Raw genomic sequence first — 13072 nt, 5'->3', positions numbered from 1 at the left:
GGGCAAGGACCTCGAGCTCGGCACCGACTACACGCTGGCCTACAGCGGCGACACCACCAACGTCGGCACCGTCACGGTCACCGTCAACGGCACCGGCAACTACTCCGGCACCGTGGCGCAGGACTACAAGATCACGCAGGCTCCGGTCGTCGTGAAGGCAGCGGATGCCTCCAAGAACTACGGCGAGAAGGATCCTGCCTTCTCCACCACGGTCACGGGTCTCGTGAACGGCGAGTCTGAGTCGCTCATCAAGTACGAGCTGACCCGCGAGCAGGGCGAGGCCAAGGGCACCTATGCCATCACCCCGTCCGGCGCCGAGAGCCAGGGCAACTACAGCGTGACGTACGAGAACGGCACGTTCACGATCAACGCCGCCGAGATCAACCCCGACACGCCTGATCCTACCAACCCTGACGCCAAGCGCTTCACCATCAGCAAGCCGGCTGACACCGTGTACAACGGCCTCTCCCAGGAAGAGGAGATCACCGTCCACGATGCAGCCACCGGCAAGGACCTCGAGCTCGGCACCGACTACGAGCTCTCCTACAGCGGCGACACCACCAACGTCACTGACGCAGGTGTCACGGTCACCGTCACCGGCAAGGGCAACTACTCCGGCGCTGTGGCGCAGACCTACAAGATCACGCCTGCCACGCTGACGGTCACGACGCCTGATGCTTCCAAGTCCTACGACGGCACGCCTCTGACCGCTCAGGGCACCATCACCGGCTTCGTGAACGGCGAGACCGCGACCTTCACGACCACTGGCAGCCAGACCGAGGTTGGCAAGTCTGATAACACCTACACGCTCACCTTCGACCAGACGGCAAAGGAGAGCAACTACACTGTCTCCAAGAGCGTCGGCGAGCTTGAAGTTACGGCAGGCGACATCGCTGATACCGATACCTTCACGGTGAGCCAGCCCGAGGACACAACCTACAATGGCCTCGAGCAGAAGCAGCCGGTCACGGTCACCTTCACGAAGAGCGGAGATGCAGTCGATCCTTCCGACTACACCGTCTCCTACTCCGAGGATGTTACGGATGCGGGCACGGTCACGGTGACCATTACTGGCCAGAACAACCTTTCCGGCTCGGTTACCCGCACCTACAAGATCAACCAGGCTACGCTGGATGTCTACACGCCCAGCGCGACGAAGACCTACGACGGCACGCCTCTGACTGACAGCAAGGACGCCCATGTGGACGGCCTGCAGAATGGGGAGACCGTTGACCTCCAGGTAACCGGCTCTCAGACCGAAGTTGGCTCCTCGGACAACACCTTCAGCCTTGCTTGGACCGGTACTGCCCAGGAGAAGAACTACAAGGTTGTGAAGCATCTGGGCACGCTGACGGTGACTGAGGCACCGGCTACGCCTGAGCCGCAGAAGCCCGAGACGCCGAAGGCCGAGCCTGAGCCTGCCAAGCAGGAGACCGCAAAGGTGCCGGATACCTCTGACACCAATGCACAGGCTCCGGTCGGCTTCATGGCTGCACTGTCCGCTGCGCTCATGGCAATGGGCGTGCACCTGCGCCGCAAGAGCAGGGACGACGAGGAGTAAGCGCAATCCGCTTCTCTGAGACCTGAGCTTTGGGAGGGCCATCTGGGAGACCAGGTGGCCCTCCTTCTATGTGTCTATAACTGGCATGCCAGAAAAATGAGAGTAAGAAGGCAGCAATGTAAAGGGGATGCATGGGTGCCAATGGCGGCGCTGATAGGGAAGGCATGCCTTTAAAATCCTTGTATATGCAGGAATATAGGTAGCATGCCAGAGGGTGGCAGCATTGATTGATATGCTCTGCCTACCGTTTGCGGAACAGGCTATTTCTTCCTGTGAGTTTGGTTTATGCTGAAACTAGCATGTTAGAAGTGAGAGGAAAGAGATATCCATGGCACTCCGTATCGTCGATGAAGCAAACCGCTGCCTGCAGTGCAAGCGTCCGCTCTGCCGTGAAGGCTGTCCTATACATACCGCCATCCCTCAGGCAATCGCGCTCTTCAAGGACCGCAAGCTCGAGGAAGCAGGCACGATGCTTTTCCTCAACAATCCTCTGAGCGTCGTCTGCTCCATCGTCTGCAATCACAGCTCGCAGTGCGAGGGGCACTGCATCAGGGGAAGGAAGGACATCCCGGTCCACTTCTCCTCGATCGAGAACTACGTCTCTGAGTCCTACCTCGAGCGCGATCTGTCCCTCATCGCTGACATGAAGGCACCGGATACCGGAAAGCACTGCGCAATCATCGGCTCCGGCCCTGCCGGCATGGCAGCTGCTGTCTGGCTCTCTCTTGCAGGATGCGATGTCACGATGTTCGAGCAGAAGCCTGCCATCGGTGGCGTTCTCGAGTATGGCATCCCTGACTTCCGCCTCCCGAAGCGCTATGTCGAGGCCGTGAGGGAGCTTCTCCTCTCGCTCGGCGTGAAGATGCGCACGGCCACGACGATTGGCGGCGCCCTCAAGATCGACGATCTTCTGCGTGATGGGTATGACAGCGTCTTCGTCGGCACCGGCGCCTGGAGGGCCCGTACGCTTGGCATCCAGGGCCAGGCGCGTGGCAATGTCTATTTCGGTATCGACTATCTCGTGAACCCGGCATCGTGCGAAGTGGGGCCGCGTGTCTCTGTCATCGGTGTCGGCAATGTCGCAATGGATGTCGCGCGTACGGCACTGCGCCGTGGCGCCCGCCAGGTCACGCTCTATTCCAACTGGAATGGCGTGTCGGCAAACTCCGACGAGGTCGAGCTTGCAGAGCTCGATGGGGCAGAGATCGAGTACGGCATGTCCGTCGAGCTTGTGAACGACAAGGGGCCGGTCTTCAGGAAGTCCATCCTCGATGAGGAGGGCAGGTGCGTGGGCGTGGGCGATGAGCGCATCCAGGCTGAGTCCGACACGACGATCTTCTGCGTCTCCCAGGTGCCGAAGAACAAGCTCCTGCTCACGACACAGGGTCTCGAGGCGACGGAGGCAGGAACGCTCAAGACCGACGAGCAGGGGATGACAACAGTCGAAGGGGTGTTTGCTGCAGGAGATGTCGTGACGGGCCCCAAGACGGTCGTGCACGCCGTGGCTGGCACGAAGAAGGCCGTGGCTGGCATGCTTGCCTACATGGGCATCGAGATTCCTGCCTGCCTCGAGGACTCCTTCGCGGAGGTCCTGACGGCAGAGAGGAAGTAGGGCATCTCAAGCCGTGCAGGGACAGGAACCGGGCCGTCTCCAGAAACGGAGGCGGCCCGGCTTGCCTTAACGCTATGGGGCGGTGCCTAGAAGAGCGGTCCCTCTTCGATCATCATCGGCTCGGTCTGGTAGCGCAGCGGCTCGAGCTCGTCGACCGTGTGGTAGCCGGAAGGAGCGGAAAGGACGGTTGGAATGCGCTGGACAATCGTGGCGCAGGTGTGCTCGACGGTAGCCGGCTTGTCTACATGGAAGACGGTGTCAGGCTCGCCGGAGATCTTCCAGTCGCAGAGGTCGCCGTCGTCCGGACCGTAGACCTTGCCGATCTGGGACGTCACGATATCGATGCCCTGATAGGTCTTGGTCGTGACGCGCGTGTTCATGCCGAGGACCTTGCCCTTGGGAACGATGCCGCCCATCGTGTCCGAGTAGGTGTCCTTCTCTGCGATATAGGGGACATTCTCCTGGATGACCTCGGAAATCGTAAGGCCAAGCTCCTGGGCGAGCGCCTCGTTGGAGTTCCAGACATAGGACGGGACGATCTCTGCAGGATGTGCGAGCGTCTGCTCGAACTCCTCAGGGGTGAGTCCTACGCCGTGCGCCTTTGCGAGTGCCATGCCGTACTCATCGACATTGTAGGAGACCGAACCCTCGATCTTGTCGATGCGGTTCACGGCACCGGCGAGAAGGCCGACGATGCGTACCCAGAAGACATCCTCCATGCCGGCACCGACCATCGTGGCGCCCGTGGACTTTGCGATGGAGTCGAGGCGGTTCGTGGAGGCAGAGGACGTGGTCCAGGGGAAGGTTGCCTCCTCGCAGGTCGTGACGACGGAGATGCCGCGGGACAGGCACTTCTCTGCCATCGGCTCGATATCGTCGACAAGGCTGAAGAGCGTGAGGATTGCGATATCCGGAGCGCAGGTGTCGAGCACTGCGTCTGCGTCATCGGAGATCTTGACGCCGAGCTTCACCGGCAGCCCTGCGAAGTCTCCGGCATCCATGCCGATGACCTTGGGGTTCGTGTCGATGGCGCCGACAAGCTGTGCACCATGCTCATGCAGATAGCGGATGGTGTACTTTGCCATCTTTCCACAACCGTACTGGACGACCCTCACTGGCCTGCGACCCATGGCAAACCTCCTCGGACGTGCCACCGCTTGGGGCAGCTGCTTGACGCTTTCTGCGCTTGCCTAGGTTATACCGCCTTTTACCTGCGGCGATACGGTCTGGTTTTTACAAAATGGTGAAGCGGCTATCCTCTGCTTCCATCTCTTGCGTCCGTGTGATGGAGGAAGTCCGTGGCAGAGCGGAAGGTATAGGCGGGGCCGCAGGTGATGAGACGGTGCCAGGCTTCCGAGATGAGCTCGGGGATGTAGGCAGCGTTCGAGATGCCTTCGTCGGAAAGCCCCAGAACGCGGCAGAAGAGGCGCTTGGCGGAAGGGGAGATGTGCCTGTCGCCGAGCGCTATGGCAGGGTCGAGCCTCAGGAAGGAGCGCAGCAGCGCATCCTCGACGCCGGGATAGTCCATGCCCACAGCTTCGACGGTGATGCCGGCATAGGTGAGGCAGCGCTTCGTCTGGGCAAAGAGCACAGATTCATCTTCGATATCGAGACGGTCGATGATGTCTTCCATATCGTTCCAGCGCTCCATGAGAAGGAGCGGATGCTTCTTTGCGAAGGCAAGGCTCTCGTTCGTCGTGTCCTCGCGGTAGCAGTAGTAGCACCTGTCGATATACGCGATGCTCGGCGTCTGGCAGAGCGTCTCGATCAGGAAGGGGTTGTCTGCCCAGCCGGCACCCGGTATCTCCATGAACCGAATCCGCTTCTCGTCGAGCCATTCCTTCCGGTAGAGCGCAGACCAGATGGCAGGGTGGTGGAGCAGAAGCTCCGGTGCCTCTGCGATAGCAAAGGGCTGATGCCTGGGATGCACGCGTCCCTTGTAGGCGCAGGGCACCTTCATCGTGTGTTCGGGGTCCTGGTCGAAGACGCGCCAGTAGGCTGACTTGATCACATCGACGGGGCTCTCAAGGGTGTCTGCAAGGGCAAGAAGGTCTGCAAAGAACGCAGGCTCGATCCAATCGTCGGGCTCGACGATTGCGATGTAGTCGCCTTCGGCCATATCGATGCCGCGGTTGCATGTTGCGCCGTAGCCTTCATTCTGCTTGTCTATGACCCTGATCCGGGGGTCTCTTGCTGCATGGGCCTGCATGACGGCGAGAGTGCCATCGGTCGAGCCGTCATTCAGCGCCAGGATTTCGATGTCGGGATAGGTCTGGCGCTCGATCGAGGAGAGTGCCGCATCAAGCGTGCGCTCGACATTCATGCTCGGCACGATGACAGAAACCTTGTGATGCATGCATCCTCCTCAAGAAGGCGACAGATGCACTCATGATACGCCTTGCACGTGCAGGCTTATGGATGCTCAGCTCCCAGAGGGCAGGCCTTCTTCCTGAATGCAGCTCCGGCGTATAATGGACTGACACATGACGGGAGCTGAGGAGTTGGGTATCTGCATGGAGCGCCTTGCAATGGTGATCGTCACATACAAGCGTCAGGAGCTGCTCGAGCGGCTCTTTGCCTCCATCCTGAAGCTCACCGAAGCCCCCTGGCGCATCGTCGTCGTGGACAATGAGAACTCGGAACGCACCTCTGGCATCGTGAAGCAGTTCGGGCAGGAGTGCACGGAGCTCTGGGGTACGACAGAGCCTGATGAAGAGGGTGGCACAGCGCGTGTCGTCTACTTCCCGCAGGCAGAGAACATCGGCGGTTCGGGTGGCTTCTCCCGCGGTGTCGGCAAGGCCTATGCCTTAGGCGCTTCCTGGTTCTGGGTCATGGACGACGATGTGAGCGTCCTTCCCGATGCGGTGACAGCCCTGGGCAAATGGTCCAAGCGCTTTGGCGCCATCCAGGGACAGCGCTACGATGCAGATGGCGGCCACTTCTTTTGGCAGTACCGCTTCAATACCGCTCTTGCTATCTACAACCCCTTCTCTCCTTCAGGCTGGAAGCCGGGAGAGGAGTACAAGGAGTGCAATGCGCTCTGCTTCGAGGGAGGCTGCTTCAGCCGTGAGGTCGTAAAGAAGATCGGCCTTCCCGACGAGCGCTTCTTCATCTATCTCGACGATGCGCTCTATGGCTACCTTGCAAGCAAGGTGACGACCGTGGCCTTGGTGCCGGACTACGTCGTGAAGCGCGAGCGCGAGGTGCAGAACCAGAGCATCGGATCCGTCCGCCAGCTCAACTCGACAAGCGACATGACGCGCTACTACATCACGAGGAACAGAGGCTATCTGGCCCGCTACTTCCAGCTCTATGGGGACTACAACCCCGTGGGCTATGCGTTCGGCACGCTCCTCAACTTCGCGAAGGAGCTCATCCGTCTGGGGCTTGTGGACAGAGGCCACTTCTCCTCGAGCTGGGCGAGGCTCTGGGCTGGCTACAAGGATTCCAAGACGATTCTGCATGACAAGGACTGGAAGCCAATGCCGCCTCTGGCATAGTCTGAAACGGGCCCTCAGAAGCTCTGGGAGCTATTTCTGTTCCTTCTCTGCCTGTGCCGTCTTTCTCATCCAGGCAAAGATGTACTGCTGCTGTATTCCGCCGTATGCGGGGTCCCATTCGATGCCGTAGCGCTCCTCTGCCTTCTTGATCCAGGTATCCCTCGGCACCGCTTCGAGGTATCCCAGCCCATAGAGGCAGATGCAGCTTGCGACCTTGGGGCCGATGCCGGGGATGCTCTCGAGCTCAGCCATCTCATCCTCGAGCGTGGCGCTCGAATCGTCGAGACAGACGGGGTGCCAATGGATGGACGCACGTGTCAGCGCTTCGAGATAGGGGAGACGGTAGCCGAGCTTCAGGCCCTTCGCATAGGATTCGTCAGCCAGAAGCTTCGCAAGCTGGCGGGGACGCGGAACCGTGCCATGCGCTGCGTCCATGAGCATGTCCACCGCATGCTGGATGCGCGGGATGTTCGAGTTCTGGGAGATCATGAACGAGACCGCGGTATCCCACCAGTCCTGGGAAAGCACGCGGATGCCTGAGCAGAGGCTCAGCTGCTCATCTGTGAGCGGAAGGCTCTGGAGGATTGCTCCATAGTCTTGGTCGAGCGCAAGGTAGTGCTTCCAGTATGCAAGCGCGGATGGCGCAGGGTTCGCGCCTGAAGGCGTGAGAATCGTGAGCATCGATCCCTTCTGCGAGGCAATGCAGCGCTTCGTGCCGGAGGAGATGAGATAGCGGGCATCTGTGCGCCCACGCTCAAGCTCATGCCAGGTGAAGACCTGGCCCGATGCTGCAATCTCCCTGAGCGAGAGATTGTCTGTCACAAACGTAGCCACGCTGGCCTCCTTTGCATCTGCTCCATCTTCTGCCAAGAGATTCCCGTGCGCAATGGGCGAGGATGCGTGTGCGCCTGTCTGCTCTGAGTTGCTGCAAGATGAGTCTTTTCCCTATGCTTGTCCTCAAGAAAGGAGCTTTCCATGGATGCTATCAGGGATACGACCATTGCCCGCGACCTTATGGGCCGCCTCATCGTGCCTGAGGCAAAGTTTGCCCGCTATCGCCTCCGCGAGTATGAGGATGGAAGGATCCTGCTCGAGCCGCTCGACCCGAGCGAGAAGGTGGAGGCAGAAGAGCGGGCCGGCATGCGTGCAGCCTTGGGCAGGCTCGGCCTCGGCACCGCCTCGGTGCCCTCTGCGGGCGCGGAAGGGGCAGCAGCTGCCAGCACGCAGTAAGAGAAAAGGAGGCCGCCCGAAGGCGGCCTCCCCGAGGTGCTTTTTGCTTGTGCGTCTGCCTTACTCGGCAAGCGGTGCAAGCTTCTTCGTGATGTCAGCTGCTGCAGACTTGCCGGCACCCATGGCAAGGATGACGGTAGCAGCGCCGGTCACGATGTCGCCGCCAGCCCAGATGCGAGGATCGGACGTCTGGCCCGTAGCCTCGTCGGCGACGATGTAGCCCCACTTGTTGATCTTCTCGGGGCCGATGAGCTTGGCGATCGGGTTTGCGTTCGTGCCGATGGCAGAGATGCCCAGATCGCACGGCAGCTCGTCGATGGAGCCCTCGATGGGGACAGGACGGCGCCTGCCGGAAGCATCGGGCTCGCCGAGCTTCATGTTCTGGACCTTGACGGCGCACACAGCGCCATCCTCGCCGGCGACGAACTCGATAGGAGAGGCGAGCTCGTGGATCTTGACGCCCTCGGCCTTTGCATGCTCGACCTCAGCGCGACGGGCAGGCATCTCAGCCTCGGTACGGCGGTAGCAGAGCGTGACCGTCTCGGCGCCCAGACGCAGTGCCGTACGGACGGAGTCCATTGCGACATTGCCGCCGCCGAAGACGACGACGTTCTTTGCGCGCTTGGTCGGCGTGTCGTACTCGGGGAAGCGGTTGGCCTTCATGAGGTTGACACGCGTGAGGTACTCGTTCGCGAAGAAGACGTTCGGCAGGTTCTCGCCCGGGATGTTGAGCATCTTCGGCAGGCCTGCGCCCGTCGCGATGTAGAGGGCGTCGAAGCCCTGTGCGAAGAGCTCGTCAGCATCGGTGATGCGGCCGACGACAGCGTTGTACTCGAACTTGACGCCGAGCTTCTCGAGGCCGTCGATCTCGCGCTTCACGACTGCCTTGGGCAGACGGAACTCAGGGATGCCGTAGGCAAGGACGCCGCCGCCCGTGAAGAAGGCCTCGAAGACGGTGACATCGAAGCCGTTGCGGGCAAGCTCGCCGGCGCAGGTGATGCCGGAAGGACCAGCACCGATGACAGCGACCTTCTTGCCGTTCTTCGGAGCCATCTTCGGCTCGGAAGCGAGCTCAGGCTGGTCGCCCAGGAAGCGCTCGAGCTGGCCGATAGCAACAGGCTCGCCCTTCTTGCCACGGATGCACTTGCCCTCGCACTGGTTCTCCTGCGGGCAGACGCGGCCGCAGATGGCAGGGAGCATGGACTGCTCGTGGATGATGTCGAGGCCACGGCCGAACTCCTCGTTGCGGATGGCTTCGATGAAGGCAGGGATGTTGATGTTGACCGGGCAGCCATCGACGCAGAACGGCTTCTTGCAGTCGAGGCAGCGGTTTGCCTCGGCGAGAGCCATCTCCTTCGTGAAGCCCTTGTCGACAGGACGGAAGTCCTTTGCGCGCTCGACGGGATCCTCCTCGTTGGCAGGCGTGCGCGGAGACTTCATATCAGGGATATAGCGGCCATTTACCTGTGGCATGCGCAGATCGCCTCCTCATAGGCGTGAAGTGCCTGGCCTTCCTCGGTACGGTATGCAGCCTGGCGTGCGCGCAGGTCGTTCCAGTTGACCTTGGAGGCATCGAAATCGGGACCGTCGACGCAGGCGAACTTCGTCTCGCCGCCGACCTCGACACGGCAGCAGCCGCACATGCCGGTGCCGTCGACCATGATCGGGTTCAGCGATGCGGTGATCGGGCAGTCATGCTTCACAGCCGTGAGCGTTGCGAACTTCATCATCGGCACAGGACCGACGCAGAAGATGTGGTCGATCTGGCCAGCCTCGAGCAGGCGCTCCTCCGGTGCCGTGACGACACCCTTCTCGCCGTAGGAGCCGTCATCCGTCGTGATGTGGATGTGGTCATCCGGCAGGATGGAGCGGAACTGGTCCTCGAGCAGGAGCAGGTCCTTCGTGCGGGCACCCATGATTGCATGGACGTCCTTGCCCTCCTTGACGAGCTTGCGGGCAATCGGGAATGCGATAGCGAGGCCAACGCCTCCGCCGATGACACCCCATTTTCCATCGCCGAACTCGCTCGGCTGGCCGAGCGGACCCGTGACATCCTCCAGCGAATCTCCAACCTCATAGGTGGAGAGCATCTTCGTGGTCTTGCCGACCACCATGAAGATGAACTCGACCCAGCCCTCTTCGGGGTTCCAGTCCGCGAACGTGAACGGGACACGCTCGCCCGTCTCGTTGGCGCGCACCATCAGGAACTGGCCAGCATGTGCATGCTTTGCCATCTGCGGTGCCTCGATGCGGAACTTGAACACCTTCTCGGAGAACTGCGTCTTTTCGAGGATCTTGTACATTGATGAACTCCTCTCCAAAAACGTCCATAGGATGGTCTGGGCCTCTTCCCTTGGGCCGTCCCATCAATTCACCAACATGCCCATTGTAGCGGTCAGATAAGCATGTCTTCTGCATGATTTGCAGCAATCGGTGCCATATATGCAGAGCATGGCATCAATCCTGGGTACTTCATCCAAGCCGTGTGGACTCTGCTGCAAAGCCCTTCTGGATCACGCGCTCAACGACGTCTGCAGCGTCCTGTGCCTCGATCTCGAACGACTCGAGCTGGGTGCCCTTCAAGGGGCGCAGCGCATACTGCGCGACGCTCATGCGTCCGGGAGGCCTGCCCACGCCGAAGCGCAGACGGCAGAAGTCGCGGCTTCCCATCTTCTGGATGATGGAGCGCAGGCCATTGTGTCCGTCGTGGCCGCCGCCGAACTTGAGAACGAGCTTCGTGTCCGGCACATCGACATCGTCGTGCACGACGAGGAGCTCCTCCGGTGCGATCTTGAGCTGTCTCACGAGCTTCGAGATAGGTCCTCCGACCTCGTTCATGAAGGTCTGGGGACGCGCAAGGAAGACGTCCTTCCCGGCAATCTTCGTCTCTGCCACCATCATGCCTGCCTGGCTCTTCCAGTAGCGTGTTCCCGCATGTTCTGCGAGCACATCGATCGTGGCATAGCCGGCGTTATGGCGGGTCTTCTCGTATTCGGCGCCCGGGTTTCCGAGGCCGACGACGAGACGTATGTCTTTGGGTTCTGGCATGGCAACCTTTCCGTTTCAGGGCCTCTCCATCATCTCAAGCATATCCTCCTCGCGGGAGGGAGAGCGAAGACTAAATGCCGCCACGTTTCCTCCCTGCAAGGACAAAGCATCAGAGGCCGTATTCAGGAAGGAAGCTCTTCCAGCTGTCTTCCCATCGGAAGCTGCCTCCGGCTGCCCGTGCTCCGATCTCGAAGTGGAGACGGACGATCCCCAAGTCCACTGCGGAGAAGGGGCCGCCCTTCGAGCGGATCGAGACAAAGGGGATGCCATCCTGTGTCGTGCGTCCTGCCCAGCCGATCTCGAAGCTCTGCTGGTTCATTGCGGTAGGTGCCTTGAGCGTCGCATCCACGCCTGCGCCGAACCAGGCAGGAACCTCGGTGCCTTCCGGGATAGAAGTCACGGTATCTGCGCTCTTGGAGCGGTGGGCATGCCCTTTGCCTTCCCCATGGCCAAGCGCCACGACGAGCACGAGCCTGTCGTCTGCCGAGGCCATCCTCTTCACGAGGCGGCGCTTGAAGGTGCCGCCGACCCAGCAGCTGGAAAGGCCCAGCTCCTGCGCTGCCAGGACGATTCGCTCGCCGAAGTAGCCGCAGCGCTGCTCGAGAGAAGGGGCAGGCGTGCCGGCAAGGACAAGATAGTTCGAGACGTTGCGGAACTTGCCGTAGTGGGCAAGAAGTGAGCTGAAGGCTTCCGGCTCGTCGACGACAAGGCGCATATGGAGATTGCCTGCCTCGTTCGAACGGGCGATCTCCTGGCTTAGGGCTGCGCGCTCCTCCTCTGAAAGAGGGACTGCGGTGTAGCTCCTGGCCGAATGCCTGGCTTCTATTCCGTCATTGAAATCCATGAAGTTCCTTTCTGTTCCGGTGTCTGCTTTCTTACTACCCGAAGCAGATGCGCCCCCCGTTCTCTGCGCCATTTCCATGGAGCGTGCGGATGGGGACGGGCCGGCCATGAAATGGCCTGTACGCGACCGGTGTGGACCAGTCGGCAGGCGGCAGGGGAATGCAGGTTTCATGCCATGCTTTGAAACAAATGGGTCATATGTTTCATTGAACATGATTAAGACATAACATGTACATAAATCGCCGGAAACCTTCTGGAAGCAGCCGGCTGCAACGATGGTTGGACAATGAGATCGGAACTCGGAAAGGGGTGCAAGGTGCCTTCAGGACGCGTTTTGAGAGCGCAGGGAGGCAAGGCGTCCCCCGAAAGCGGATCTGCGATTCACGGCTTCCGTGTGCACCTCGAAGAGTACCGTCCCCTTGCAAGCTCGGCCGAGCGCAACATCGTGAACTTCCTGCTCGAACATCCGGGGAATGCCGTGGGCGTCTCGGCACACCGTCTCGCGGAGCTCACCTACACCTCGCCCTCGACGGTCGTGCGCCTGTCGCGCAAGCTTGGCTTCACGGGCTACAAGGAGCTCCAGCAGGCACTGCTCTATGAGCTTGCGGTAGCGGAGAAGAGCAAAAACATCGTCTCCGAGGGGGTCATGTCGACCGATTCCACGCAGGACATCATCGACAAGGTCACGGCCCGCAATGCCTCGACGCTTTCGCTCACGCGTGACGGCCTCGACCCCGCTGCCATAGACAGGACGGTCGAGCTCATCCGCACGGCACCGCGCATCAGCCTCTATGGGATTGGCGCCTCCCTCATGGTTGCCCATGACCTGCAGCTGAAGCTCCTGCGCCTGGACATCCATGCCGATCTGATCGATGACCTGCACTCGCAGCTGGTCTGTGCGAAGAACGAGCGTCCCGGCGATCTTGCTCTTGTCATCTCCTATTCGGGCATGACAGAAGACATACTGCGCTGTGCCCGGACGGCAAAGGCAAGGGGTGCCACGATCGTCTCCATCACGCGCGGCAGCTTCTCGTCGCCGCTCGTGAAGCTCTCCGATGTCGTGCTCGGGGTCGCGGCGACAGAGCTCGTGCTCAGAAGCGGCGCGATGTCCTCGAGGATCGCGCAGCTGAACGTCGTGGACGTGCTCTTCACCGCCTACGTGAGCAGCAACTACGAGAAGAGCATGGAGCGTCTCTCGAAGAACTGGATCAAGAGGAGCGAAGTGCCGGAAAAAGAGGCAGGCACCGAAGAGGGTGCCGGGCTTGGATAGAAGACAGA

The 13072-nt window shown here is 60.7% G+C and carries 12 protein-coding genes; 5 read left to right on the top strand and 7 right to left on the bottom strand.

Going from position 1 to position 13072, the window contains the following annotated elements:
- Together VXJ24_RS08110 and VXJ24_RS08105 are read left to right on the top strand one after the other, a co-directional pair.
- Nucleotides 1-1561 (top strand): MBG domain-containing protein (locus tag VXJ24_RS08110; RefSeq protein WP_330972426.1); only part of this gene is annotated, 1561 nt, incomplete at its 5' end.
- A 328-nt stretch (nt 1562-1889) separates the two neighbouring features.
- Entirely contained in the window at nt 1890-3173 is a 1284-nt protein-coding gene (locus VXJ24_RS08105; RefSeq protein WP_330972425.1) for an FAD-dependent oxidoreductase, read from the top strand.
- 86 nt (nt 3174-3259) lie between these two features.
- Here the strand turns inward: VXJ24_RS08105 and VXJ24_RS08100 are convergent, their stop codons facing one another.
- Nucleotides 3260-4303 (bottom strand): NAD(P)H-dependent amine dehydrogenase family protein, encoded by a 1044-nt coding sequence (locus tag VXJ24_RS08100; protein ID WP_330972424.1) that lies wholly within the window; start codon nt 4301-4303, stop codon nt 3260-3262.
- Between the two features lie 122 nt (nt 4304-4425).
- Nucleotides 4426-5529, bottom strand: coding sequence for a glycosyltransferase family 2 protein (locus tag VXJ24_RS08095; protein WP_330972423.1), 1104 nt, complete (start codon nt 5527-5529; stop codon nt 4426-4428).
- A gap of 157 nt (nt 5530-5686) precedes the next feature.
- Here VXJ24_RS08095 and VXJ24_RS08090 point away from each other — a divergent pair, with 157 nt between their 5' ends.
- Complete coding sequence (locus VXJ24_RS08090; RefSeq protein ID WP_330972422.1) at nt 5687-6673, top strand: glycosyltransferase; 987 nt, start codon at nt 5687-5689, stop codon at nt 6671-6673.
- A 30-nt stretch (nt 6674-6703) separates the two neighbouring features.
- Here VXJ24_RS08090 and VXJ24_RS08085 read toward each other — a convergent pair whose 3' ends face one another.
- Complete coding sequence (locus VXJ24_RS08085; RefSeq protein WP_330972421.1) at nt 6704-7507, bottom strand: DNA-3-methyladenine glycosylase 2; 804 nt, start codon at nt 7505-7507, stop codon at nt 6704-6706.
- Between the two features lie 141 nt (nt 7508-7648).
- Between VXJ24_RS08085 and VXJ24_RS08080 the strand changes: the two genes are divergently transcribed.
- Entirely contained in the window at nt 7649-7903 is a 255-nt protein-coding gene (locus tag VXJ24_RS08080) for a hypothetical protein (RefSeq protein WP_330972420.1), read from the top strand.
- 60 nt (nt 7904-7963) lie between these two features.
- Here VXJ24_RS08080 and gltA read toward each other — a convergent pair whose 3' ends face one another.
- The 4 genes from gltA to VXJ24_RS08060 form a co-directional block, all read right to left on the bottom strand.
- A complete protein-coding gene (gene gltA / locus VXJ24_RS08075; protein WP_330972419.1) occupies nt 7964-9376 on the bottom strand; it encodes an NADPH-dependent glutamate synthase in 1413 nt (470 codons plus the stop codon).
- Complete coding sequence (locus VXJ24_RS08070; protein WP_330972418.1) at nt 9364-10206, bottom strand: sulfide/dihydroorotate dehydrogenase-like FAD/NAD-binding protein; 843 nt, start codon at nt 10204-10206, stop codon at nt 9364-9366. The genes gltA and VXJ24_RS08070 overlap by 13 nt, the downstream gene beginning before the upstream one ends.
- 169 nt (nt 10207-10375) lie before the next feature.
- The gene (pth, locus tag VXJ24_RS08065) at nt 10376-10951 is read right to left on the bottom strand and encodes an aminoacyl-tRNA hydrolase (RefSeq protein WP_330972417.1); all 576 of its coding nucleotides are present in this window, start codon (nt 10949-10951) and stop codon (nt 10376-10378) included.
- Nucleotides 10952-11060: 109 nt separating this feature from the next.
- Nucleotides 11061-11795: a nitroreductase family protein gene (locus tag VXJ24_RS08060; protein ID WP_330972416.1), complete on the bottom strand. Its 735-nt coding sequence runs from the start codon at nt 11793-11795 to the stop codon at nt 11061-11063.
- Nucleotides 11796-12110: 315 nt separating this feature from the next.
- Between VXJ24_RS08060 and VXJ24_RS08055 the strand changes: the two genes are divergently transcribed.
- Complete coding sequence (locus tag VXJ24_RS08055) at nt 12111-13064, top strand: MurR/RpiR family transcriptional regulator (protein ID WP_330972415.1); 954 nt, start codon at nt 12111-12113, stop codon at nt 13062-13064.
- Nucleotides 13065-13072 lie beyond the last annotated feature (8 nt).

The organism is Olsenella kribbiana, assembly GCF_036408795.1.
Lineage (GTDB): Bacteria > Actinomycetota > Coriobacteriia > Coriobacteriales > Atopobiaceae > Olsenella_L > Olsenella_L kribbiana.
Note: the sequence above shows the minus strand (reverse complement) of the source record. Positions and strands in the feature narration are given on the sequence as shown.

Coding starts and splice junctions, on each gene's coding strand:
- VXJ24_RS08090 (WP_330972422.1), top strand. CDS start 5,687: ATGGAGCGCCTTGCAATGGTGATCGTCACATACAAGCGTCAGGAGCTG.
- VXJ24_RS08070 (WP_330972418.1), bottom strand. CDS start 10,206: ATGTACAAGATCCTCGAAAAGACGCAGTTCTCCGAGAAGGTGTTCAAG.
- VXJ24_RS08060 (WP_330972416.1), bottom strand. CDS start 11,795: ATGGATTTCAATGACGGAATAGAAGCCAGGCATTCGGCCAGGAGCTAC.
- VXJ24_RS08105 (WP_330972425.1), top strand. CDS start 1,890: ATGGCACTCCGTATCGTCGATGAAGCAAACCGCTGCCTGCAGTGCAAG.
- pth (WP_330972417.1), bottom strand. CDS start 10,951: ATGCCAGAACCCAAAGACATACGTCTCGTCGTCGGCCTCGGAAACCCG.
- gltA (WP_330972419.1), bottom strand. CDS start 9,376: ATGCCACAGGTAAATGGCCGCTATATCCCTGATATGAAGTCTCCGCGC.
- VXJ24_RS08100 (WP_330972424.1), bottom strand. CDS start 4,303: ATGGGTCGCAGGCCAGTGAGGGTCGTCCAGTACGGTTGTGGAAAGATG.
- VXJ24_RS08080 (WP_330972420.1), top strand. CDS start 7,649: ATGGATGCTATCAGGGATACGACCATTGCCCGCGACCTTATGGGCCGC.
- VXJ24_RS08095 (WP_330972423.1), bottom strand. CDS start 5,529: ATGCATCACAAGGTTTCTGTCATCGTGCCGAGCATGAATGTCGAGCGC.